This is a genomic window from Pseudarthrobacter sp. RHLT3-21, from assembly GCF_059383495.1.
Genome location: NZ_JBWZCI010000003.1, coordinates 141,878 through 164,592, shown reverse-complemented (window position 1 = coordinate 164,592; position 22,715 = coordinate 141,878). Strand labels below are relative to the sequence as shown.

Here is a 22,715-nt window from a genome sequence, read left to right as displayed (position 1 = left end):
GTTGGCTGTGCGCAGAGTCATGGCCCATGCCCGCACGCTGCATGCGCTGGGCCCGGCGAACAACGACCGGCTCTCGGCCGTACGGGTTGCCCTCAGCGTGGCAGTGCCCTCCCTGGTACTCCTTGCCATTGGCCGCCCCGAGCTCACCATGTACGCAGTGTTCGGTGCCTTGACCGGCATGTACGGACGCTCGGAATCCCATCAGCTTCGCCTCAAGCACCAGTCGCAGGCGGCAGTGGTCCTGGTCAGCGGCATTGCGGTGGGCGTATTCCTGTCCGTCAACCACATCCACTCCTGGTGGCTGGTCTTGGTGGAGGGTTTGCTGGCCGGTGTTGGCTCCCTGTTCTCCGACAAGGTCCGGCTCAAGCCGAACGGACCGTTCTTCGGCGTCCTGGCACTGGGCGCCTGCGCCTCGGTCCCAACGAGTGTGCCGTTCCTGACGGCCGTGCTGATCGGTGCAGCTTCGGCCGGGTTCTCGATCCTGGTGGGCTTCGCCGGCTGGCTGCGGGTCCGGGCCTGGCAGGCGGGCGCCGTGCGGGATGTTCCGCGCCTCAGCGGTGAACTCCGGCAGGCAGCGCTGGTGCACGCCGCCCGCTATGTCCTGGCCGTTGGTGCCGCCGGAACCATCGGAGTGCTCAGCGGCAGCGGACACCCGCACTGGGCGATGGCCGCGGCCGCCGTCCCCCTCGCCGGAGCCGACCTGCCCAGCCGCGTCCACCGCGGGATCCACCGCATCGTGGGGACGTTCGTCGGGTTGGCGCTGGTCGCCGTTGTACTCTTCCCGGGGCCGCTGTCCCCGCTGCAGTATTTCCCCGGCCACACCGCCGCCGTGCTGGCGCTGCTGGTGATCGCGTTCCAGTTCCCCACCGAGCTGTTCATGGCGCGGCACTACGGCTGGGCCATGGTCTTCTTCACCCCGGTGATCCTGCTCATGACGCAGCTTGCCTCGCCCATGGACCCGGGCCTCCTGGTCACCGAACGCGCGGTGGAGACCTTTGTGGGCGCCGTGATCGGCATCGCCGCGGTGGTTGCCATCCGCGCACCGCGGAAGGCTACTGCTTCGGGCGTCGAGGCGGCCCGGAGGTAAGCCGCGCCGGCAGAACGCGCGAGATGGAAGCCACGAGTTTGTAGCGCTTCGTGGGGATCGAAACGCCCTTCCCGCGGGCGTTGTCGGCCAGGCCGTCCCGGACCACCCAGTCCGCCCGCAGCCACATCCAGTGCGGGGCGACCGTTTTGTCCATGCCCATGCGCTCGTGGAATTCGGTGTGTGTGAATCCGGGGCACAGTGCCGTGACGTGCACGCCTCGCGGTCCGTAGGCCAGGTTGGCCCAGCGGCTGAAGCTGACCTGCCAGGCTTTTGCAGCCGAGTAGCTGCCGCGGTTGGCGAAAGCCGCCACGCTGGCCACGTTGATGATCCGGCCGGAATGCCGTTCCAGCATCCCCTGCAGCGCGGCATGGCAAAGCTCCATGGGGGTCTGCACGTGCAGGCGGAGGTGCCTTTTCTCGTCCTCCAAGGAATTGCTTTCGAAGGAGTGCAGCAGTCCGATCCCCGCATTGTTCACCAGGATTTCCACCGGCCGCGCGGCGTCCGTGAGGCGCCCGACGACGGCAGCCACCCCGGCGTCGTCCGTCAGGTCGGCGGGCAGCACCTCAGCGGAAACGCTGTAATCACGCTCGAGTTCATCAGCGATCTGCTGGAGCCGGACGGCGTCGCGGGCCACCAGCACCATGTGGTGGCCTTCCTGCGCGAGCTGTCGGGCGAACTCCGCGCCGAGCCCTGCTGTTGCGCCGGTGACGAGCGCGGTGGTGGGTGTCTCCATGCGCCCAGACTAGCCGTATTTGTCCTCACCGAGGTGGCAGTTTGCGGCAATGTTGGGCGCCGCGACTGCCGCGAAGTGCCATCTCGACGCACGCTCAGAAGTTCAGGAAAAATTCTTCGATTCATTGTCGATCCGGCCTCGCGCCGTTCGACCTATGGGTGAGAGGGTCGAAGGGCGACCTTCCACAACCAAGGAGATGATTGAGATGGCCAAGTACATGCTGATCATGCGGGCAACCGACGTGTCCCTCGCGAAGTTCACGGACGTCGACTTCACCGAGGCCATGAACGCCATGGGCAAGTTCAACGACGAACTGATCCGTGCCGGTGTCCTGCTGGCGGCCGAGGGCCTGGAGGATCCGAAAGAGGGGGTCGTGGTGGACTTCACCGGCGAAACACCGGTGGTCACCGACGGCCCTTACGGGGAGACCAAGGAACTGTTCGGCGGCTTCTACATCCTCGATGTGGCGTCGAAGGAGGAAGCCATCGAGTGGGCCAAGCGGGCACCGATGACGGCCGGCACCAAGACCGAAATCCGCCGGGTGCCCACCATCGATGAGTTCCCGCAGGACAACGAATGGATCCAGAAGGAGCGCGCCTGGCGCGAGCAAACCGGCCAGCTCTGATCCGGCAGTTCTCTCTCGACAGCTCTGACCGACAGTGAGCGCAGCAGAGGCGCGGGGCGCCGTCGAGGCGGTGTGGCGGATGGAGTCTGCCCGCATCGTCGGCGCCCTGGCCCGCTATGCGGGCGATTTCCCGCTGGCCGAGGATCTCGCGCAGGAAGCACTCGCCGAGGCTCTCGTCTCCTGGTCCGTCAACGGGGTACCCGCCGAACCCGCCGGATGGCTGCTCACTGCCGGCCGCCGTCGTGCCATTGACACGTTCAGACGGCGGGCCGCACGGGACGGAAAGTACGCGTTGCTGGCCCGCGACCTCTCGGCGGAGGAACCCGGAACGGATGCGTTGTTCGACCCCGCCGCGATCGACGACGACGTGCTTGCCCTGATGTTCATCTCGTGCCATCCGGTGTTGTCCAGGGAGGCCCGGATCGCCTTGACGCTGCGCGTGGTGGGCGGGCTGGGCAGCGAGGAGATCGCCAAGGCCTTCCTCGTGCCCGTGGCGACAATCCAGGCGCGCATCACCCGCGCCAAGAAGACGCTGGCCGCGGCCCAGGTAGCGTTCGCGGTCCCCGAACCGCACGAGCGGGCTGAACGGCTCGGCTCGGTGCTTCACGTCATCTACCTGATCTTCACGGAGGGCTCCTTCGCGTCGGGTGGCGAGGAATGGATCCGCGCCGGCCTGGCCGGCGAGGCCCGCCGCCTGGCCCGGGTGCTGGTGCGGATCGCGCCAGAACCCGAGGTGTTCGGGCTGCTCGCACTGATGGAACTCACCGCTGCGCGGTTCCCTGCCCGAATCGACGCGTCCGGGCGCCCGGTGCTTCTGGAAGACCAGGACCGACTGCGGTGGGACCAGTCCGCGGTCCGGCGCGGACGTGCAGCGCTGGCCAGGGCAGCGGGATCCGGACGCGGGCTGGGCGCCTACGGTCTCCAGGCATCCATCGCCGAGTGCCATGCCGTGGCTCAGTCGGTTGCCGAAACAGACTGGCAGCGGATCGTCATCCTCTACGAAGCCCTCGGACGGCTCGCCCCGTCCCCGGTCATCGAACTCAACCGTGCGGTCGCCGTCGCGATGGCATCCGGCCCGGCGCACGGACTGGAGCTGGTGGAGGCGATCGCCTCGCGCGGCGAACTGGCGGGCTCACACCTGCTCCCCGCGGTCCGTGGCGAGATGCTCACCCGGCTCGGCCGCCGTGACGACGCACGGTCCGCGCTCCTGCACGCCGTTGCGCTGTGCGGGAACGCCGCCGAGCGCGCGGTGCTTCAGCGCAAGGCGAACGAGCTCGCCTGACCCCGCCCGCTGGGTCCACGGTCCGGCACTCGCAGCGGGCCGCTGCCGGATTCTGCTCCATCATTCCGGTATGCCCCGGGACCGGGCCCGGAATCACGGGCCCACCTGGCCGAAACCCGCGAATGATGGAGCAGAATCCGACGCTACGCGAACCTGGCGAGCGGGTTGGCGAGCCGGCCGGCCATCTGCAGCCCGCCGGACGGGTCCGTGAGGTCAAGCATCTCCTGGTTGTTCCGCAGCTGCAGCCGGTTCAGGCACGACAGTTCAAAGTCCGCGGCGAACAGGTCATGGCGGGCGAACTGGTCCGCCAGCTCCGGGTTCTCAGCCTGGTAGTCCCGGATGACCCGGGCGGCCGTGCCCCAGAACTCCTCCTCGCTGAGTTTCCCGTCCTCCACCAGCAGGGCACCGAGGAAGCGGAAGATGCAGTCGAACACATCCGTGAAGATGGCCAGCACCTTTTCGGCGTCGGGAATGTCCACCTGGATCCGTGATACCTCCGCGGGCAGGTCCAAGCGGTTCCCCATCACCACGATTTCCTCGGCGATGTCCTTCATAACCGCCCGCTCGGGCACGCCATCCTCAAGCACCAGGATCACGTTCTCGCCATGCGGCATAAAGGCGAGTTCGTACCGGTAGAGGCAGTGGACCAGCGGGACGAGGTAGGCCTCGAAGTAGCGGCGCAGCCATTCGGCGGGTTCCAGTCCGGAGCGCTCGATCAGGGCAGACACCATCGGCTTGCCGGCCGCATCGACGTGCAGCAGGGACGCCATGGTGGCAAGCTGCTGGCCGTCCTCGAGCAGCGGGAGCGGACTTTCCCTCCACAGCGCCGACAGCATCTTCTGGTAGGGCGAGCCTTTGGCGGACGCGGCCTCGTAGTAGCTGTTGTGGTAGCCGATCGCCGCGATCTCGCTGATCATGGCCAGGCCGCGCTTCTGCAGGGCTGCGTCTGACCGGATCAGGTCCTGCAGCCAGTCATTGATGGCGGGGGTTGCCTTCATGTACTGGGGCGAGAGTCCGCGCATAAAGCCCATGTTCAGGACGGACATCGCCGTCTTGACGTAACTCTTGGCGGGTGCGGCCGTGTTGAAGAACGTGCGGATGGACTGCTGGGCCTGATAGCTGTCTGCGCCGGTCCCCAGGTGGATGATGTGCTGCTGGGCGATTTCGGCAGCGAACGTGATGGTGAGCTTGTTCTCCCACTGCCAGGGATGCACCGGCATCAGGAAGTACTGTGCGGGGTCCACGCCCTGGGCCGCGAATTCGGTGTCAAACGACTGCAGCGCAGCGGCGCCGAGCTCGGCCTCCAGGTGGGCGCGGTAGTCCAGCCCGGCGCTGGCAGTGAAGACAGCCTTGCTGCGGTGGACCCCGATCCACTCGAGGCGGACTGGGGCTCCGGTTTCCGGCGCGAACGCCCGGTAGTCGCTGATGCCGAAGCCCAGCCTGCCGTTGTTGGCCACGAAGCACGGATGGCCCTCAGTCATGCTGCGTTCGATGGCCTGGAAGTCGGCCGCGGGGTCGGTGCCGCACGTGACCCCTGCCACGAGTTCCTCGGCGGACGGCTGTCCCAGCCATTGCTTGTAGGAGTGGCCAGCCAGCGTGCTGCTGATCTCCTCAAGGTACACCGGGAGCATCTCCTCGCGGATCCCCAAGGTGTCCTTGAACTCGGTGATGAAGCGCAGCGCATCGGGGGCGGCATCCTCGCCGCTGCGCGTGCAGTGGATGGATGCGGCGTCCACCGACCAGTGCTCCAGCTCAAGAACGCGGGCCGTGAACGAATATGCCGTGAGGCCGTCGTCGCTGCGGACCACGTACACGGCGGGCTCCTCCGGACCTGTGGCACCCCCGCCGGAGCCCAGGCGCTGCGGCGCCAGGATGCGTTCGTGCAGGAATTCGGCGAGTGCCTTGCGGACCAGGTGGCGGTTGGCTGCAGCCCAGCGCTCGGGCGCCAGGTGGGGAACGGTGTTGGCGGTGCTGTCCGGCCGGTCGGCGGCGGTGTCAATGTCGGCGGAGTCAATGTCAGCGGCGGACTTTCGCACAACGGCGGGGTCCAGTTCGATGGTGGTCACAGTGATGCTTCCTGGTGGATCGGGGCGGAAAGGTCATGGAAAAGATCTTGGGAATGGTCTTGAGGGTGGCTCAGGGCTGCGCGGGCGGCGAGGTAGTCCTGGCGTGTGCAGAAGCTGAGCAGCGCTTCCTTGTCCGGCAGGTTGACCACCCCCGCCGGCTGGAAGCCCAGCCGCTCGTTGAGCACATGGATCTTGGAGTTTCTGGCGTCCGGTTCCACTACCACGCGTTCCACGCCTGGTTTTTCGAACAGCCGCTCCAGCACGGCGTCCATCACCGCGGCCGTGTACCCCGGTTTGGGATCTCCCGACGGCGGCGCCACCAGCAGGTGCATGCCGATGTCGCCCTCCTGCACGGCATAGACCGCGGCCAGCGGCGAGGCGGCCGGCAGGTATTCCTCCATCAGGAAGGCGAGGACGCCGTCGTCGTTGATCCCCAGCAAGGCATGGTGATGCCCCGTTGCCTGGATTTTCGAGTATTCCTCCACTACGCCGTCAACGGTGGAGGACAGCATCCCCCAGAACGACGCGTACGGCTGGGTCACCCAGCTGTGGAGGAGGGGTGCGTCGGCAACGGCGTCAACGCAGCGGAACGTGAAGCTCATGCGGACACGTCCACTGTCTGGGTAGGAATCTGTTCCGCGTTGGGAAGGGCACCGGCCACAGCCGCAGGACTGCCGGGCACGCTTGCCGGCGCGCCGAACTGCTGGAACGCGATGCCGCGCTCCACGGGATAGACCTCGCGGCCGGTGATCTCGCGCAGGATGCACGAGTTGCGGTAGGCAGCCATGCCGAGGTCCGGGGTGACGAAGCCGTGCGTGTGCAGCTCGGCGTTCTGGACGAAAATTTCGCCGGGTTCGACGCCGGTGCTGTAGTTGCGTGCCACGGCGAACCGGCCGGCGGTGTCCCTGGCAATCCGGTCCTGGATGCCGGCCAGGAAGTCCGGCTCCCGGTACGTGTAGCCGGTGGCGAGGACCACTGCTTCGCTGTCCAGTACGTAATCGGCGCCCTGTTCCTCGTGCCGGAGCTGCAGGGTGTGGGAGCCGGCGGCGGGGTCCCACGCGGCGCCGGTGAGCGACGAATGGGTCAGGAGCTGGGTGTCCACCATGCCGGAGAGGCTCTTGGTGTACAGGAGGTCGTAGATGGCGTCGATCAGCTCGGAGTTGATGCCCTTGTACAGGTTCTTCTGGCTCTTGATGAGGCCGTCGCGCTGGTCCTGAGGCAGCCCATGGAAGTAATCCACGTACTCCGGCGAGGTCATCTCCAGCGTGAGCTTGGTGTACTCCAGCGGGAAGAAACGCCCGGACCGGGTGACCCAGTTCAGCTGGTAGCGGTAGGTGTCCATGTCCTGCAGGAGCTCGTAGTAGATTTCCGCGGCGCTCTGGCCGCTGCCCACGATGGTGATGCTCCGCTTGGCCTGCAGCTCACTCTTCCTCGACAGGTAGTCGGCGTTGTGAAGGACAAGTCCACCGACGCCGTTCGCGGCCGCCTCGACTATTCCGTCACAGGACGCCGGTACGTACGGCAAGGTGCCGGTGCCCAGCACCAGCCGCCGGGCCAGCAACACCTCGGGCCCGTCCGGACCTTCCACCGAAAGGCGGTACACGCCGGCGTCGTACGTTATATCCAGCACAGCTGTTCTAAAACGTACGGAGCGCAGCTGGCCGGCCACCCACTGGCAGTACTGGTTGTACTCGGCGCGCAGCGGATAGAAGTTTTCGCGGATGTAGAAGCGGTAGAGGCGCCCGGTCTGCTTGAGGAAATTCAGGAACGAATACGGCGAGGTGGGGTCGGCAAGTGTCACCAGGTCCGCCATAAACGGCACCTGGAGGTGGGCCGGCTCCAGCATCATGCCGGGGTGCCAGTCGAAGGATTCCCGTTGTTCCAGGAAGACGCCGTCCAGCCCGTCCACCGGCGCGCTGAGTGCTGCGAGTCCCAGGTTGAAGGGCCCGACGCCGATCCCGGCGAAGTCGAAAATGCGCGGTGCGGTGGAGGTGCTCATGCGGACACCTCGCTGGTGCTGGCATTGGCCAGCAGCTGCGCGCCGGTGCGGCGCAGCAGCTCGATGATCGCGCTGATGTCCTCCAGGGTTGCTTCGGCGTTGAGGAGGGTGAACTTCAGGTAGTGCCTGCCGGCCACCTTGGTGCCTGCCACTACGGCCTGCCCGGACGCGAAGACCGCCGCGCGGATGGCCGGGTTGAGGGTGTCGGCCGCCTCCTCGGAAAGCCGGCCGTGAGCGTCAGTGAGACCGGCGCCGGCAAGCGCACCAGCGCCGGACACAGCGCCGGTCACCCGCGGCCGGTACCGGAAGACCAGCGTGCTGAGCTGCGGAGCGGCGGCGAGTTCAAAGTCGTCGTCGGCCACAAGCACTGATCCCACACGGGCGGCGAGATCGATCGCTTCATCAAACAGGGCGCCGATCGCATCCGCGCCCATGATGCGCAGGGTCAACCACAGCTTGAGCGCGTCAAAGCGCCGGGTGGTCTGGATGCTCTTGTCCACCTGGTTGGGGATCTCGGCCAGGGCGGCGCTTTCCGGGTTCAGGTAGTCCGCGTAGTAGGCGACGTGCTGCAGCATGGCGCGGTCGCGGACCAGCAGTGCACTGGAGCTGACGGGCTGGAAGAACGTTTTGTGGAAGTCCACGGTGACGGAATCGGCCAGGCGGGTCCCGTCCAGCAGGTGGCGGTAGCGGCCGGAAACCATCAGCCCGCCGCCATAGGCCGCGTCAATGTGGAACCAGGCACCGTAGGCGCGGGCCAGAGCGGCGAGGTCCGCGAGCGGGTCCACGGCACCGAAGTCGGTGGTCCCGGCGGTGGCCACAACCGCCATCGGTACCAGCCCGGCGTCGTGCGTTTCCGCCATGGCCTCCGCGAGCGCGGCCGGGTCCATCTTGTGGTCCGCGGCGCACGGGACGGAGATGACGGCGTCGAAGCCCATGCCCAGCATGGACGCGGACTTCTGGATGCTGAAGTGGCTGTCCGCTGACGTGAAAATCCGCAGCTTTTCCAGCAGCGCGGGCAGCCGGAGTCCGGCGTTGGCTGGCTCCTGCCGCAGTCCGGCAACGGCGTGGTTGCGCGCGATCAGCAGCGCCTGCAGGTTGGACTGGCTGCCGCCGGAGGTGAACACGCCGTCGGCTGCAGCCCCCAGTTGCAGCCGTTCGGCGGTCCAGTCGATGAGCCGGCGCTCGATCATGGTGGCCCCGGCGCTCTGGTCCCAGGTGTCCATCGAGGAGTTCACCGCGGACAGGATGGCCTCCCCCACCAGCGCCGGGATCACCACCGGGCAGTTCAGGTGGGCCGCGTATTTGGCATCGTGGAAGTAGATGGCGTCCCGGAGGTAGACGGTCTCAAGTTCCTCCAGGGCCGCGGCAGTGTCCGGGAGCGGCTGGTCCAGGTCCACGGCGCCGATGCGCGCCTTCATTTCGGCAGGCCCGACGCCGGTGAACGGCCGGGTGGTGCGGTCCAGCTTGGTGGCCACGGCGTTGACGCCCTGCAGCACCTGCGCCACGTACCGGGTGGAGTTCCTGGTGTTGAACAGATGGTTGGTGGCAGCGAGGGCCAGCTCCACGCGGGAGCCGAAATCCTGCCCAGGCAGGGTTTGGCTCACCCGATTTTCATCCACGTACATCTCATCAACACGGGGCAGCAGCGGCACAGTGGTCATCCTTAGTTCGACGTTGGGGGTCTTTAGCAAGGTAAGCCTTACTTAGGTGAACCTTTTCGTCAAACTTTAGTGACTTATTTATCTTAAGCCGTGGGAATACGGGTGTTCTGCGGGCGGGAGCGCGTCATTGACTGGCCCCGATCGCTAATCGGGTGCAAAATACTCCGCGCGAACGGACACTTGCTGCCCTCCGGAGGGAGTTTCCGGGGCTTAAGTGACTGTGAGGCGCTAGTTGTCCGGCCAGTCGATGTGCTGTTCGTAGCCCTTGTGGTTGCGAAGGTAGCCGGATATGAACGGGCAATGCGGGATGATCCGCTTACCCGAGGCCACCACGTCGTCGAGCGCGAAGTGAGCCAACACCTTGCCCAGGCCCTGGCCCTTGAAGTCTTCGGCGGTGTCGGTATGGAGGAAATCCACATGTCCGGGCAGGTCCCGGAAGAAGGACTGGACGGCGATCTTCCCGCCCACCCGCAGCTCGTAGCGGTGATGCTCGTCATCCCTGGACAGTGAGACGTCAGGGCTGAACTTGTCCTCTGTGGAAATCATGTTCTCAGTCATGGTTCGACATTGGCACTACTTGGCCCCGCTGGCAATGGCCCGTCAGGCTGGCTGCCATCGTGGCCGACCCGTTCGGCACGGACATCGCCGGGGACGCGTTCCGGCATCCTGCCCAGCAGCAGCACGGCCAACACAAAGCATGCTGCACCACCTCCGAGCAGGCCCAGCGTCAGGCCGTTGAGGGCAGCGTCCGCCACCGGAATGAAGACGACGACGGCGGCCGTCACCACCGCGGCGGCGGGCCTGCCGCGGGTGTGGACAGACGCCGTCGGACGTTCCTCAAGGCGGCCGAACGCGGCCAGCACCGGGAGCAGGAGGCCTACAACCCCCAGGAGGACGAGCGGACGGGCCCACCACCATTCAGGGGTGCCTGCCGCGGGCTTGGGGAAGTCGGTGAGGAGCAGGAGCCCGGACATGGCCACCAGCAACGGCAGGTGCCAGAGGTACACGGTCATGGAGCGTCGGCCGGCGACCATAACCACCGCCCGGACCCAGCGCACCCCGGAAACCCAGCCGAGCCCCGGCCGGAAAAGCTGAAGCGCGGCAGCCTGGGACACGCCCAGGAGCAGCAGGCAGAGGTTGGGCGGGTTGAGGTTGACCAGCATGTTTCCGGGGTAGAGGCCAAGGCCGGTGACCAGCCCGAGCAGCAGGTTGGCCGCCACGATGATCCCCACCAGGCCGGAGCGCGTGAACCTGGCGAGGTGACCGTCGGCCATCAGGAAGCCGAGCTGCTGCACGGCGCACCACAGGAAGACAAGGTTTGCGTAGGCGAGCATCGGGAGGGCTCCGCGGAAGCAGTCGACGGCCACCACGAGGGCGGCCAGGACGGCAACGGTCAGCCAGGGCGCGCGGTGATGGAACCGGGCCAGGAGCGGGATGTTGAGCTGGGCGGCAAGGTAGGCGGCGAGGAACCACAGGGGCATGCCGGCCCCGGTGGCCATCAAGTGGACCACTTGGGAGTCCACGCCAAGCAGGAGCGCCGCCGACAGGCCCAGGAACATCATCGCCAGGAGTGCCGCCGCCGGGCGGATCAGCCGCAAGAGCCTGGCCTGGGCAAACTCGAAGCCGGTGCCGCCGCGGGCTTTCAGCCGCTGCCATGACTGCAGGCCAGTAGTGCCGCCGGTCACGAAGAACAGCGGCATCACCATAAGGATCCAGATGACCGGCACGAACCAGGGCTGATCGCCCAGCGTATTTACGGTGGTCACGGTGCCGTCCGCGTGCAGGACGGGGCTGACCATCATGCAGTGGCCCACCACCACCAGGGCCAGGCAAACGAACCGGAGCAGGTCGATGGCCAGGTCGCGCGGGACCGCCTGCTCACCCTGCAGGGCAGGCATAGACCGTCTGGCCGGCCCGTGCCGCGCGGTTGAACCCTCTTCCTTCACACCACTCACGTGCAGTCCCTACAAGCGCCGATGCTGTTGTTGACTCAATTGTCCGCCCGCGATGCGCTCCCGGCGAGAAAAGCGTGTTCCCGGCCAAAAACGGGCACCGCGTTGCCTCAGCAGTGGTGGCCTCAGTAATGTCAGTCAGCAGTGTCAGTCAGCCAGTAACGGCCAGCAACCCAAGCACGACGGCGAGCAATGGCGTCGCGCCTTGCGTCACCGCGGCGCGGAGGTACTTTTTCCCGCTGAGCGCCAGCACGGCAGCGGCGAGCAGCATGGAGCCGCAGCAGCTGAAGATCAGGGTCCAGCCGACCACTGGCTGAACGGAACCTTGCGGGGCAAACGCCACGCAGCCCACGCCGATGAACGCGCCGATGGCCAGGAACAGGTTGTAGAAGCCCTGGTTGTAGGCGAGGGGTTTGGTGGTCTCGGCGTCGGCCTGGGAGGCGAGGCCGAAGCGTTTCCAGGTGACCGGCCTGGTCCACGTGAGGGACTCCATGGTGAAGATATACACGTGGAGCGCGGCGGCGATAAACGCAAAAAGGAGGGAGACCAGGATCATGTGCTGATCCTAGCCTCCCCACTCCCCCGCACCCCGGAGTTTTGGTCCAGATAATGCGGGTTGCGCGCCGGCGAAGTCGCTTATCTGGACAAAAACTCTCAGCGGGTGAGCATGCCTAACGCCGACGTGGCGAATTCCCTTGCCGAGGTGTCCCAGTGGCCCAGCAGGCCCTGAAGGTTCTCGCCGTCGGCCCGGTGCACCGGAAGCTGGTCCTGGAGCCTGGACAGCACGCCCGTACGGAGCTCGGTATTGAAGTTCACCTTGCCCACGTTCATCGCGGCGGCCTTGACGAGCTCGCCCGCCGGAATGCCGGACGCGCCGTGGAGCACCAGCGGGATATGCGTCCGCACGGCAATGTCCTGCAGGACGTCCCAGCGGAGCTGCGGCTCGCCTTTGTACTTGCCGTGGACGTTGCCCACCGCAACAGCCAGCAGTTGCGCCCCAGTCCGGGCCACAAAGTCCTCCACCTGGGCGGAATCAGTCAGGCCAGCCACTGCCACCCCGGACTCGTCCGCGCCGAAGGCCCGGTCCTCGTCACCGGCCAGGCCGCCGAGTTCCGCTTCAAGCACGACGCCGGCACCCAGCACAGCGCGCGCCTCACGGACCAGCGCAATGTTGTCCTCGTACGGGAGGGAGGAACCGTCCGCGAGGACCGAATCCGCCCCCGCGGCGACGGCGTCGGCCATCACCTGCAAGTCTGTCGCGTGGTCCAGCTGGACCGCCACCGGAACGGACGCGGCGTCTGCCAGTCCGCGGAGCGCGGCGATCAGGCGCAGGCCGTTGGACGTGGCGGCCGTTTTGGGGGCCACCAGCAGGATGACCCCGTGGCCCGCGTCCTCGGCCGCGCCCACAACGGCGAGCGCCGTGGTGAAGTCGTAGCAGGTGAAGGCGGGAACGGCCGAGCCCTGCTGGAGGGCTGTGGTGACCAGGTGGTCGAGACGGGTGCGCATCAGACGCTCAAGCCGCCCACCAGGATCCAGGCCACGTAGGTCAAAGCGAAGCCGGCCACGCCAAGGATGGTGGTGAGGACGGTCCAGGTCTTCAGGCCGTCGGAAACGGTGAGGCCGTAATAGCGCACCACGGTCCAGAAGCCGGCGTCGGTCACGTGGGACAGGCCGAGCGCGCCGAAGCCGATGGCGATCACGATGACGGCGATCTGTGCCGGCGAGTAGCCGCCTTCCATCACGGCTGAAGTCAGCAGGCCGGTGGTGGTGACGATGGCGACGGTTGCCGAACCCTGGGCTGCACGAAGGGCCAGGGAGATGACGAAGCCGAGCACAATGACCGGCAGGCCCAGGTGGTCCAGCGTCTGGGACAGCGCGGCACCGATGCCGGAGGTCCGCAGGACCTCACCGAACACGCCGCCGGCCGCGACAACCATCAGGATGGAGGCGATGGGAGGCAGCGCGCCTTCGAAAATCTCGCCGGTTTCCTTCAGCGACCAGTTGCGGCGGACCGCCAGCAGGAAGAAGGACAGCGCAACGGCCACAAGGAGGGCGAAGAACGGATTGCCGATGAAGGCAGCCAGGCCGTACCAGGAGTTGTCCTTGGGGATGGTGAGTGTGCCCAGGGTGCCGATGAGGATCTGCACGATCGGCGCGGCGATGAGGAAGATGATCAGGGCCGGACGCGGCGGGGCGATGCCGACGGCGCCGGGGCCTTCGTGGCCAACCTTGACCAGCGAGTCGGAGCCGAATTCGTCCACCTGCGCCTTGACGCCGGGGAGGAGCTCGTACTCTTTGCGGTTCATGATGCTGGCAACCCAGTAGGACAGGAATCCGAGCGGGATGCAGATGAGCAGTGAAATCAGCGTGATGAGCCCGATGTCGGCGCCGAACACACCGGCGCCGGCCACAATGCCCGGGTGGGGCGGCACGGCGACGTGGATGGAGAGCATAATCCCGGCCATCGGCAGGCCGAACTTGACCGGGTGCACGTTGGCGATCTTCGCGAAGGCGTAGACGATCGGGACGAGCACAATGATGCCCACCTCGAAGAACACGGGAATGGCCACCAGGAAGCCGACGGCGGTGAGCGCCACCGCGACGCGCTTGGCGCCGAGCTTCTCGGTGAAGTGCGCGGCGAGCGACTGGACGCCGCCGGAAACCTCGATCATCCGGCCAAGGACCGCGCCGAGCGCGATCAGCAGGGCCACCTTGCCCATGGTTCCGCCCACACCGTTGGCGACGACGGTGAAGACGTCCTTGAGCGGGATCTGCGAGGCAACGGCCACGGCGATGCTCACGGTCAGTAGGGCCACAAAGGCCTGGATCCTGAAGCGGATGATCATCACCAGCAGGACGGCGATGCCGATCGCCGCGATGGTGAGCAGCAGCGGAGTGCCAAGTTCTACTGCGGGTTTGATAGCGGGGGCGTCGGCCGCCCGCACTATCAGGGGGTTCATCAGGTGGTTCATGACGGTGTCTCCTTTGACGAGCCAGTCTTCCAGAAGACGGGCAATCAGGCGCTAGCTATTTCTGTCGGGGAACGCTCTTGCAGGGGAACGCTGGGAGGTACGACGACGGCGGAGGGGGGACCGCCGTCGTCGCACGTTTTTAGGAGGTGCTTTAGCCGTGGCGCTTAGGCGGTGCGTTTGGTGGGGGCCACAACCTTGATGACTGCCGAATCGTCTGCGGCGGCGAGGCCCTGGGCCTGGCCCAGGAGGTAAAGCTGCTCGGCGGCGGCGGCAACGGGGGCTGCCAGGCCGGCGGCGCGGGTGGCCTTGCCCACGATGCCCATGTCCTTGACGAAGATGTCCAGGCGGGACAGGACCTCGGCACCGTCCTCGGTGTAGGCCTCAAGGATGCGCGGGCCACGGTTGGAGAGCATAAACGAACCTGCCGCGCCCGCCTCGAGGGCTGCGAGGGTCTTGGCCTGGTCCAGGCCGAGGGCGTCGGCGAGGGCCATGGCCTCGGCGGCCGCCGCGATGTGGATGCCGCAGAGGAGCTGGTTGACGGTCTTGAGGGCCTGGCCATCGCCGGGCTTGTCGCCCACCACAGTCAGCGTGGAGGCCAGCAGCTCGAGGACCGGGCGGGCCTTCTCCTGGGCTTCCCGGGACGCACCCACCACGATCAGCAGGTCGCCTTCGCCGGCGCGCTTGGGGCCGCCGGACAGCGGCGCGTCCACGAGCTCAACACCGTATTCGGCAAGCTTTTCTACCGTCGCGGGGATGGCTTCCGTGCCCACGGTGCTGCCGAGGATGACGACTGCGCCCGGCTCCAGGACGGAGGCCACGCCGTTCTCGCCGAAGAGGACATCGTTGAGCTGCTCGCCGTTGCGGACCGCCAGGAGCAGGGCGTCGGCGCCCTTGGAGGCTTCCCGGGCGGAGGCGAAGGTGCGGATGCCGGCTTCTTCGGCGAGCTTCAGGCGCGACTCCGCGATGTCGAAGCCGTGGACGGTGAGCTCGCTGGCCAGGCGGGTGGCCATGGGCAGGCCCATGGCGCCGAGGCCCAGGACGGTGATGGTGTAGTTGCTGGTCATGGTGTTCTCCTCTGAATACTGGCGGGTGGTGGGCCCACGCCTGCCGGGTTCCCTGGCCGAGCTTGCGAGGCTAGGGGGCAGGTGGGGATTAGAAGGTGTTGCTGAGCTTGCGGGTGACGTCGGCGAGGGACTGGTCGTCGCCCACGTTGCCGGCGAACACGATGTACGGGATGCCCTTGGCGGGGCCGTCCACCGGCTCCCAGAGCGAGACGATGCCCGGCAGCATGGGACCGCGGACAATGGCGTGACGGATTTCCAGGCCGTGGGCGGCGACGTCGGAGGACGTGATCCCGCCCTTGGCGATGACGAACCGCGGCGGGAACGTCTTGAGCGTCCGGTTCACCACAGCGACGACGGCGGCGGACACGGTGCGCGCGATCCGCAGGCTTTCGGCGGGGTTGTCAGTCCTGATCAGCAGGCGGCTGGTGTGGACGATCACATCTCCCCCGTGGAGCGCCTCCACGACGGTGTCCACTGTCTGGTCCAGGTAGGAGTCCGCGGCGCCTGTTTCGGTTTCGGCGGCGAGTAGTTTCTCGGCGTCGATCTCCACAATCCGCGCGGCGCGGTGCTGCTCGGTCAGGGCCTTGAGCTGGCGGGTGGTGACGCCCACGTGGGAGCCCACCACGATCAGGCCGCCCGCCTCTGACGGGGTGTTGCCGGAGTAGGCTTCGGCGCCGGTGAGCTCGGTGCGGATTTCCTGGCCGATCCGGGCACGTACAAACGGTGGCCCCACGCGGTACAGGAGGTTCTTGCCGCGGCGTTCGGCTTCTTCCAGGCCCAGGGACAGGGCGCGGAGATCGTTTTCGGTGACGATGTCGGCGACGATCGGCGTGGAGTTGGTGGCGGGCTCAATGGCATCAGCGATGGCCTTGGCGGTGATCTGCGGATCGCCGTCGGTACCGTCACTGGAGGCTCCAGCGCGGATGATGTTCAGGTCAAGGACGATCACGGATTCCGCAGCGAAGCGGCCCTGCGACTTCTCTTCCACGTATTTGGTCATGTCCGAGTTTGAGAAGCCGAAGCTGGCGTCCTTGGCGAATTCGGTCTCGGCCACGGGGGTGAGCTTGCCGGCGTCGTCCCCGGTGCCGCGCATGTAGTGCACGCCGCCGATGGTCACGCGGCCAGCGTCGGGGAACGCCGGCACCAGCACAACGCCGTCGGTGGCTTCTCCGCTGACGTCAGCAACGGTGGCGGCGATGACGTCGGGCTCCAGCGGGTAGTGGCCGCGGAGCGTGGAGTCGCTGCGGCTCACGAAACCCAGCTTCAGGCTCGAACCGGCTTTGGTGTCTGCGGCCCCCGCGGCGGCCAGCGCGTTGCGGACCACTTCCTCGTTGCGGGCTGCAGCTTCAGCGGGGTCCAGGCTCCGGGTGTTGGTCAGCACGTAGACGGCGGGCTTCGCCTGGCCAAAGGCCCAGATGAAGTCCTCGACCTCCCAGCGGGTGAGCACGGGCAGGTCCGCAACGGACTGCGTTCCGGTGGGGTCGTCGTCGAGCACTACGAGCATCCGGGGGGTCTCCGCGCTGGACGCGGCGACGGCGTCGGCAACAAGGCGGGCGGGAATCCGGACTTCGGCCGGGAAGGCGGCCAGGATGTCTGCTTCAAGCGTCACAGTGCACTCCGTTGTGTGGAAATCTATGAATTAAGGTAACTGTAAGATGTCTGACATCTAACATTTCAAATCAGTGTGGCACAGGACATAGAAACGCGCAAGTAGACTTGTCAGACATATCTGGCGACGGCGGCAAGGGGGACATATGGCACGGAAATCACTGGCGGGCGTTGTTGCAGACGAACTCCTGGACCGGATCATTGCCGGGGACTTTCCACCCGGATCCAGCGTGCCCGGCGAGCTTGAACTCAGCGCCAGGCACGAGGTGAGCCGGATGACGGTGCGCGAGGCCATGAAAACCCTGGAAGCGCAGCGGATCCTCAGCGTGGAACGCGGCCGCGGGACGTTCGTTAACCCGCTGAACCGCTGGGCTTCGCTGGAAGCTGTCCTGCGCGCCGCGTCGGAGGGCCAGAACGAAGCCGCCGCCTCCGTGCAGCTCATTGAACTGCGCCGAATGCTGGAAACCGGGGCGTGTGAGCTCGCGGCCGCCCGGATCAGCGACACCGACATCCAGACGCTGTTCGGCCATGTAGCGGCAATGCGGGCCGCCCATGAGGTCAATGAGGTGGCCGCCTTTGTGGAGGCTGATCTGGCATTCCATGACCTGATCCTGCGCGCCTCGGAGAACGTTTTTGTGGCGGTCCTTTTCGCGCCGCTGCACCAGGTGCTGGAAAAGCGCCGAGCCGAAACTTCGGCCGTGCCCACCATCCAGGAGCACGCAATCGGCCACCACCAGAACATTGCCGAGGCGCTGGAATCACGCAACCCAAGCCGGTCGCGGGAAGCCATGGACCTGCACATGCAGCAGACCCTGGATGACCTCAAGAACCTGGTCCTCGAAGCTCCCTGACCAGCATCCACTCCGAAGTATTGGGTCTGGCCACGCCCGAGAAGTGCCACTAGTGTTCAAGGACGGCCCGCAACCGGGAATCGAAGGCGATCACGAGGAGCGAAGTTGTCCAACCACACGTACAGCATTACTGAAATTGTCGGCACCTCCGAAGAAGGCGTGGACGCGGCAGTCCGGAATGGGATCGCCGAGGCCTCCAAGACCCTGCGCAACCTTGACTGGTTCGAAGTGAAGGAAATCCGCGGCCATCTCGAAGATGGCAAGGTTGCCGACTGGCAGGTGCGGGTCAAGCTCGGTTTCCGACACGAAGGCTGACCCTGCCTGAGTTTTCGGAGTGATGGCCGCGTCCTTTGGGCGCGGCCATCACTTTTTAGCTTCAGTTGGACGAGGCAACGCCTGCGGTGCGTCGGAGCCAGACGGTGGGTGCGCCGTCGAACGCGGGGAAAACATGGCCCTCGAAAAACGAAAGGACCGTTTGGGGGTCGGTTGCCGGGCTCCAGAGGCCGGAAGCCGGGCAGTGCGAACCGGTGGCGGCCTGGCTGCGGCTGGCGGCAGTGGCCTGGCGTTCGTTGAGCAGGGCGATGCGTTTCATCGTTGAGACCATCCTTGGTGGAGAAAAAGTTTGTTACTCCAGCCTAGGAACGATGCGATCCGATCCCAATGGGCTCCTGGCCAGAATCCTCCTGTTGTGCTGGCCAAATGTACAGCGCAGGCCACGGGCGGCCGCCAGTTACTCCCGGTTTTCAGGGACAGCGGGCGCTGCCCCCGCTACAGTCCGCCGCTGCTGCGCCGACTCCGCATCGGCCTCCTCGCCAAGGCTCAGCAGCGCCAGTGCGTCCGACGACGGCGAGCCTGGTTTTGCGGAATACACCCTCAGCGTCTGGTCCGGATCGTCCGGAAGGACCAGGTTCTCAAAGTTCAGTTCCAGGTCTCCGACGGCGGGATGATGGAGCCGTACGCTGCCGGCGGACCGCGTGGCCACGCGGTGCCCTGCCCACCATTGGCGGAAATGCTCGCTGTGGACAGCGAGCTCGCCGACCAACTGGTTGGACTGCGGGTCGTTGGGATGCCGGCCGACATCCACGCGGAGGGCACCGGCCGCTTCTGCAGCCACGGTTTTCCATTCGCGGAAGAGTTCCCGGGCACCGGGATCGAGGACCAGCCACCTGGTGAGGTTGCGTTCGTGCGCCGGCAGGTCCCGAAAATCCGTGAACAACAGGTAGGCCATCCGGTTCCCCGCCAACACGTCGGTCCGGCGGCCCAGCACCACGGCCGGGATGTCCCCCACCGCTTCCAGGAGCTGCCGCAGTGCCGGCCGTACTGCCTGAACCGGTCCGGGTGAACGTGTGCTGGCCGCACAGTTTTCCAGGAGGTCCATCATGTGCGCGTGTTGGCCCGCGTCCAGCCGGAGGGCGCGGGACACGGAATCCAGCACAGAGCGCGAGGGGTGGATGTTCCTGCCCTGCTCCAGGCGGATGTAGTAGTCCGTGCTGACACCTGCAAGCCGTGCCACTTCCTCGCGCCGGAGGCCGGGAACCCGGCGCGCGCCGGAGGTGGCTTCCGCCCCCGCATCGTCCGGGCTCAGCCGGGACCGCATGGCCTTCAGGAATTTTCCGAACTCGGCGCTCTGACCCATGCCCCTATTCTGCACGCCCTGGCAGGCACTTCCTACAACGAAGGTAGGACTGCCGGTCCTAGGAAAAACAGGGACACGGTCAGGGACTGACTATCAGCGCGAAAGTACATAGGCTCGTATTGGAGCAATTCCCGAAAGCGGTTTCCGGCCGGCCATCCCGCGCCGGGAACCACCCCTTCAGCACTATGAGGAGTCCCCCATGTCAGAAATCCCGCTGAACAACGGCGTCACCATCCCCCAGCTCGGCTTCGGCGTTTTCCAGGTTCCGCCGGAAGACACCCAGCGGATTGTTGAGGATGCCCTGGCAGCCGGCTACCGCCACATCGACACGGCCGCCGGGTACCGCAACGAAGCAGGCGTGGGCGCTGCCATCGCAGCCTCGGGCATCCCGCGCGAGGAAATCTTCGTGACCACCAAGCTCCGCAACGGCGACCAGGGCCGGGCCCGGGACGCATTCCAGGACACCCGCGAGGCGCTGGGTCTCGACTTCGTGGACCTCTACCTCATCCACTGGCCGATTCCGTCGCAGGGGCTCTATGTCCAGGCATGGAAGGAGCTGGAGAACCTGTATGCCGCCAAGGAGATCCGCGCCATCGGCGTCTCGAACTTCCTCTCGGACCACCTGGACACCCTGCTCGAATCCACGGACGTAGTACCTGCCGTGAACCAGATCGAGCTGCACCCCAGCTACCAGCAGGCCGAACTTGCCGCCAAGAGCCGCGCTCTCGGGATTGCGGTGGAGGCCTACAGCCCGCTGGGCCAGGGTGGCGACCTCAACGGAAACGCCGTCACCGCTGTTGCGCAGGCGCACGACGCCACCACCGCACAGGTGGTCCTTGCCTGGCACCTTGCCGCGGGCACCATCGTCATTCCCAAGTCGGTTAACCCGTCCCGTATACGCGAAAACTTCGCGGCCGCGTCCCTGACGTTGACCGACGACGAGCTCGCGTCGATCACCGCCCTCGAGCGGGGCGCGCGCATCGGTTCCGATCCCGCCGTCGCCGCTTTCACGCAGCTGTAGCCACCGCTGACCGGGCCTGCCGGCACCAATTCCGGCCAGCTCGGTCACCGGGTTCCGATAGGTCCAACCACCAACGAAGGATCCCTCCCCATGCAGTACACGCACCTGGGCCGCTCGGGCCTGAAAGTCTCCCGCCTATGCCTGGGCACCATGAACTTCGGCCCGCACACCGACGAAGCTGACGCGCACAACATCATGGATTCCGCCCTGGACGCCGGCATCAACTTCTTCGACACCGCCAACGTCTACGGCGGCAGCGGGCACCGGGGCTGGACCGAGGAAATCATCGGCCGCTGGTTCGCGAAGGGCGGCGAGCGCCGCGAACGGACCGTCCTGGCCACCAAGCTGTACGGCACCATGACCGACCGCCCCAACGAGTCCAAGCTGTCCGCGCTGAACATCCGGCGCGCCCTGGACGCCAGCTTGAAGCGCCTCCGGACGGACTACATCGATATATACCAGTTCCATCACATCGACCGGGACACGCCCTGGGACGAGATCTGGCAGGCCATCGAAGTGGCCGTCCAGCAGGGCAAGATCCTCTACTCGGGCAGCAGCAACTTCGCCGGCTGGCACATCGCCCAGGCACAGGAAGCCGCCCGCCGCCGGAACTACACCGGGCTGGTCAGCGAGCAGTCCATCTACAACCTGTTCCGCCGCGAAGTGGAGCTCGAGGTCATCCCCGCGGCACAGCAGTACGGCCTGGGCCTGATCCCGTGGTCCCCGCTCCAGGGCGGGCTGCTGGGTGGCGTCCTGAAGAAGGAACGCGCGGGCGTCCGGCGCGCCGAAGGGCGTGCTGCCGAAACGCTCACGAAGCACCGGGACCAGATCCAGCAGTTTGAGGATTTCGCGGACGTCCTGGGGAATGAACCCGGTGACATCGCGCTCGCGTGGCTGCTGCACCAGCCTGCGGTCACGGCACCGATCGTGGGACCGCGCACGCAGGAACAGCTCGACGCCGGCATCCGGGCTCTGGAGGTCACGCTTGACGCCGACGCGCTCAAGCGGCTCGACGACATCTTCCCGGGCCACCGCACCGCACCGGAGGACTACGCATGGTGAATCTCTTGGATCCCGCGGCCGACACGGTGGCACCACGGAGCATCCTCTTCCTGGGCGGCACCGGGGTGATCAGCGCCGCAGCGGCGGAACGCGCCGTCGTACTGGGACACCGGGTGACCATCCTCAACCGCGGCCAATCCAGCAAGCCGGTACCGGATGGCGCGGAGGTCCTGCACGCGGACATCCGCGACCAGGACGCTGTGCGGGCGGTGCTGCAGGGCAGGGAGTTCGACGCCGTCGCGGACTTTATCGCCTTCACTCCGGACCAGGCGCGGTCCAGTATGGAACTGTTCCGGGGCCGGACCGGCCAGTACGTGTTCATCAGCACGGCGTCGGCCTACCAGAAGCCGCCCACCCGGCTCCCGATCCTGGAATCCACGCCGCTGAAAAACCCGTTCTGGCAATATTCACGGGACAAAATCGCGTGCGAGGACCTGTTGTTCGAGGCCTACCGTTCGGACGAGTTCCCCGTCACCGTGGTGCGTCCCTCGCATACGTACGACCGCACCAGAGTGGGCCTGGTGGGTGGCTGGACAGACATCCACCGGATGCGCACCGGCCAGCCCGTCATGGTGCATGGTGATGGCACTTCCCTCTGGACGGTGACGCATGCCCTGGACTTTGCGAAGGCCTTCGTGGGACTGCTTGGCCGGCCGCAGGCAGTGGGCGAGAGCTACACCATCACCTCCGACGAATACCTGCCCTGGAATTAGATTTACGGCCTGTTTGCCCGGGCGGCAGGGGTTGCCGATCCCGAACTGGTCCATGTGCCCTCGGAAACCATCGCCGCGCACGGCGCCGGGCACAGTCCCCACCTCGGGCCAAGCCTCCTCGGCGACCGCGCCCACTCCGTCGTTTTCGACAACGCCAAGATCAAAGCCCTGGTGCCCGGCTTTGCTGCCACCATCCCCTTCGCGGACGGGACCCAGGAGATCGTTGACTGGCACGACAGCCACCCCGAGCTGCAGGTGGTGGACCAATCGTTCATGGATCTGAGTGATCGGCTGATCAGGTGGGCGCGAAGGGCGGCTGACTGACGGCGGGATGACAGCGCGGCCGCGGCGCCCGCGGCAACCCGGTTGGGGAGCCTCCGGCG

At 66.5% G+C, this 22,715-nt stretch carries 21 protein-coding genes and 1 pseudogene; 8 read left to right on the top strand and 14 right to left on the bottom strand.

Annotated features, from left to right (window positions below):
• Nucleotides 1–7 precede the first annotated feature (7 nt).
• Nucleotides 8–1,087 carry an FUSC family protein gene (locus AC50YA_RS04945; RefSeq protein ID WP_494981366.1) on the top strand — a complete coding sequence of 360 codons (1,080 nt, stop codon included), beginning with the start codon at nucleotides 8–10 and terminating at the stop codon, nucleotides 1,085–1,087.
• Here AC50YA_RS04945 and AC50YA_RS04940 read toward each other — a convergent pair.
• Nucleotides 1,053–1,820, bottom strand: coding sequence for an SDR family NAD(P)-dependent oxidoreductase (locus tag AC50YA_RS04940; protein WP_494981235.1), 768 nt, complete (start codon nucleotides 1,818–1,820; stop codon nucleotides 1,053–1,055). The two genes, AC50YA_RS04945 and AC50YA_RS04940, sit on opposite strands and share 35 nt — an antisense overlap.
• 205 nt (nucleotides 1,821–2,025) lie before the next feature.
• Here AC50YA_RS04940 and AC50YA_RS04935 point away from each other — a divergent pair, with 205 nt between their 5' ends.
• Entirely contained in the window at nucleotides 2,026–2,445 is a 420-nt protein-coding gene (locus AC50YA_RS04935; protein ID WP_494981365.1) for a YciI family protein, read from the top strand.
• A gap of 34 nt (nucleotides 2,446–2,479) precedes the next feature.
• Entirely contained in the window at nucleotides 2,480–3,727 is a 1,248-nt protein-coding gene (locus AC50YA_RS04930; protein ID WP_494981234.1) for an RNA polymerase sigma factor, read from the top strand.
• Nucleotides 3,728–3,870: 143 nt separating this feature from the next.
• On the opposite strand, the gene AC50YA_RS04925 is transcribed toward AC50YA_RS04930, so the two are convergent.
• From AC50YA_RS04925 to AC50YA_RS04875, 11 genes are all read right to left on the bottom strand, one after another.
• Complete coding sequence (locus AC50YA_RS04925; protein WP_494981364.1) at nucleotides 3,871–5,727, bottom strand: IucA/IucC family protein; 1,857 nt, start codon at nucleotides 5,725–5,727, stop codon at nucleotides 3,871–3,873.
• 62 nt (nucleotides 5,728–5,789) lie between these two features.
• A complete protein-coding gene (locus AC50YA_RS04920) occupies nucleotides 5,790–6,395 on the bottom strand; it encodes a GNAT family N-acetyltransferase (protein ID WP_494981233.1) in 606 nt (201 codons plus the stop codon).
• A complete protein-coding gene (locus tag AC50YA_RS04915) occupies nucleotides 6,392–7,792 on the bottom strand; it encodes a lysine N(6)-hydroxylase/L-ornithine N(5)-oxygenase family protein (protein ID WP_494981232.1) in 1,401 nt (466 codons plus the stop codon). Before AC50YA_RS04915 ends, AC50YA_RS04920 begins: the two co-directional genes overlap by 4 nt.
• Nucleotides 7,789–9,417 carry a pyridoxal phosphate-dependent decarboxylase family protein gene (locus AC50YA_RS04910; RefSeq protein ID WP_494981363.1) on the bottom strand — a complete coding sequence of 543 codons (1,629 nt, stop codon included), beginning with the start codon at nucleotides 9,415–9,417 and terminating at the stop codon, nucleotides 7,789–7,791. Before AC50YA_RS04910 ends, AC50YA_RS04915 begins: the two co-directional genes overlap by 4 nt.
• A gap of 264 nt (nucleotides 9,418–9,681) precedes the next feature.
• On the bottom strand, nucleotides 9,682–10,011 hold the full coding sequence (locus tag AC50YA_RS04905) for a GNAT family N-acetyltransferase (protein ID WP_494981231.1): 330 nt from the start codon (nucleotides 10,009–10,011) through the stop codon (nucleotides 9,682–9,684).
• Nucleotides 10,008–11,351, bottom strand: a complete 1,344-nt coding sequence (locus tag AC50YA_RS04900) for an acyltransferase family protein (protein ID WP_494981230.1) — start codon at nucleotides 11,349–11,351, stop codon at nucleotides 10,008–10,010. Before AC50YA_RS04900 ends, AC50YA_RS04905 begins: the two co-directional genes overlap by 4 nt.
• Nucleotides 11,352–11,556: 205 nt before the next feature.
• On the bottom strand, nucleotides 11,557–11,961 hold the full coding sequence (locus AC50YA_RS04895) for a DUF1304 domain-containing protein (protein WP_494981229.1): 405 nt from the start codon (nucleotides 11,959–11,961) through the stop codon (nucleotides 11,557–11,559).
• Nucleotides 11,962–12,059: 98 nt separating this feature from the next.
• A complete protein-coding gene (locus tag AC50YA_RS04890; RefSeq protein ID WP_494981228.1) occupies nucleotides 12,060–12,911 on the bottom strand; it encodes a class II fructose-bisphosphate aldolase in 852 nt (283 codons plus the stop codon).
• Nucleotides 12,911–14,377 (bottom strand): GntP family transporter, encoded by a 1,467-nt coding sequence (locus AC50YA_RS04885; RefSeq protein WP_494981227.1) that lies wholly within the window; start codon nucleotides 14,375–14,377, stop codon nucleotides 12,911–12,913. The genes AC50YA_RS04890 and AC50YA_RS04885 overlap by 1 nt, the downstream gene beginning before the upstream one ends.
• Before the next feature lie 164 nt (nucleotides 14,378–14,541).
• The gene (locus tag AC50YA_RS04880) at nucleotides 14,542–15,441 is read right to left on the bottom strand and encodes an NAD(P)-dependent oxidoreductase (RefSeq protein WP_494981226.1); all 900 of its coding nucleotides are present in this window, start codon (nucleotides 15,439–15,441) and stop codon (nucleotides 14,542–14,544) included.
• Between the two features lie 88 nt (nucleotides 15,442–15,529).
• Complete coding sequence (locus AC50YA_RS04875) at nucleotides 15,530–17,050, bottom strand: four-carbon acid sugar kinase family protein (RefSeq protein WP_494981225.1); 1,521 nt, start codon at nucleotides 17,048–17,050, stop codon at nucleotides 15,530–15,532.
• A gap of 145 nt (nucleotides 17,051–17,195) precedes the next feature.
• Between AC50YA_RS04875 and AC50YA_RS04870 the strand changes: the two genes are divergently transcribed.
• Together AC50YA_RS04870 and AC50YA_RS04865 are read left to right on the top strand one after the other, a co-directional pair.
• Entirely contained in the window at nucleotides 17,196–17,900 is a 705-nt protein-coding gene (locus tag AC50YA_RS04870; RefSeq protein WP_494981224.1) for a FadR/GntR family transcriptional regulator, read from the top strand.
• Nucleotides 17,901–18,005: 105 nt separating this feature from the next.
• On the top strand, nucleotides 18,006–18,215 hold the full coding sequence (locus tag AC50YA_RS04865) for a dodecin (protein WP_185262315.1): 210 nt from the start codon (nucleotides 18,006–18,008) through the stop codon (nucleotides 18,213–18,215).
• Between the two features lie 61 nt (nucleotides 18,216–18,276).
• Here AC50YA_RS04865 and AC50YA_RS04860 read toward each other — a convergent pair whose 3' ends face one another.
• Both AC50YA_RS04860 and AC50YA_RS04855 read right to left on the bottom strand, forming a co-directional pair.
• A complete protein-coding gene (locus tag AC50YA_RS04860; RefSeq protein ID WP_494981223.1) occupies nucleotides 18,277–18,492 on the bottom strand; it encodes a hypothetical protein in 216 nt (71 codons plus the stop codon).
• Between the two features lie 138 nt (nucleotides 18,493–18,630).
• Complete coding sequence (locus tag AC50YA_RS04855; RefSeq protein WP_494981222.1) at nucleotides 18,631–19,536, bottom strand: helix-turn-helix domain-containing protein; 906 nt, start codon at nucleotides 19,534–19,536, stop codon at nucleotides 18,631–18,633.
• Between the two features lie 199 nt (nucleotides 19,537–19,735).
• Between AC50YA_RS04855 and AC50YA_RS04850 the strand changes: the two genes are divergently transcribed.
• From AC50YA_RS04850 to AC50YA_RS04840, 3 genes and pseudogenes are all read left to right on the top strand, one after another.
• A complete protein-coding gene (locus AC50YA_RS04850; RefSeq protein WP_494981221.1) occupies nucleotides 19,736–20,557 on the top strand; it encodes an aldo/keto reductase in 822 nt (273 codons plus the stop codon).
• A gap of 90 nt (nucleotides 20,558–20,647) precedes the next feature.
• Nucleotides 20,648–21,619 carry an aldo/keto reductase gene (locus AC50YA_RS04845; RefSeq protein WP_494981220.1) on the top strand — a complete coding sequence of 324 codons (972 nt, stop codon included), beginning with the start codon at nucleotides 20,648–20,650 and terminating at the stop codon, nucleotides 21,617–21,619.
• A pseudogene (locus AC50YA_RS04840) lies at nucleotides 21,613–22,656 on the top strand (SDR family oxidoreductase). The gene AC50YA_RS04845 and the pseudogene AC50YA_RS04840 overlap by 7 nt, the downstream one beginning before the upstream one ends.
• The last annotated feature ends 59 nt before the right edge of the window (nucleotides 22,657–22,715 follow it).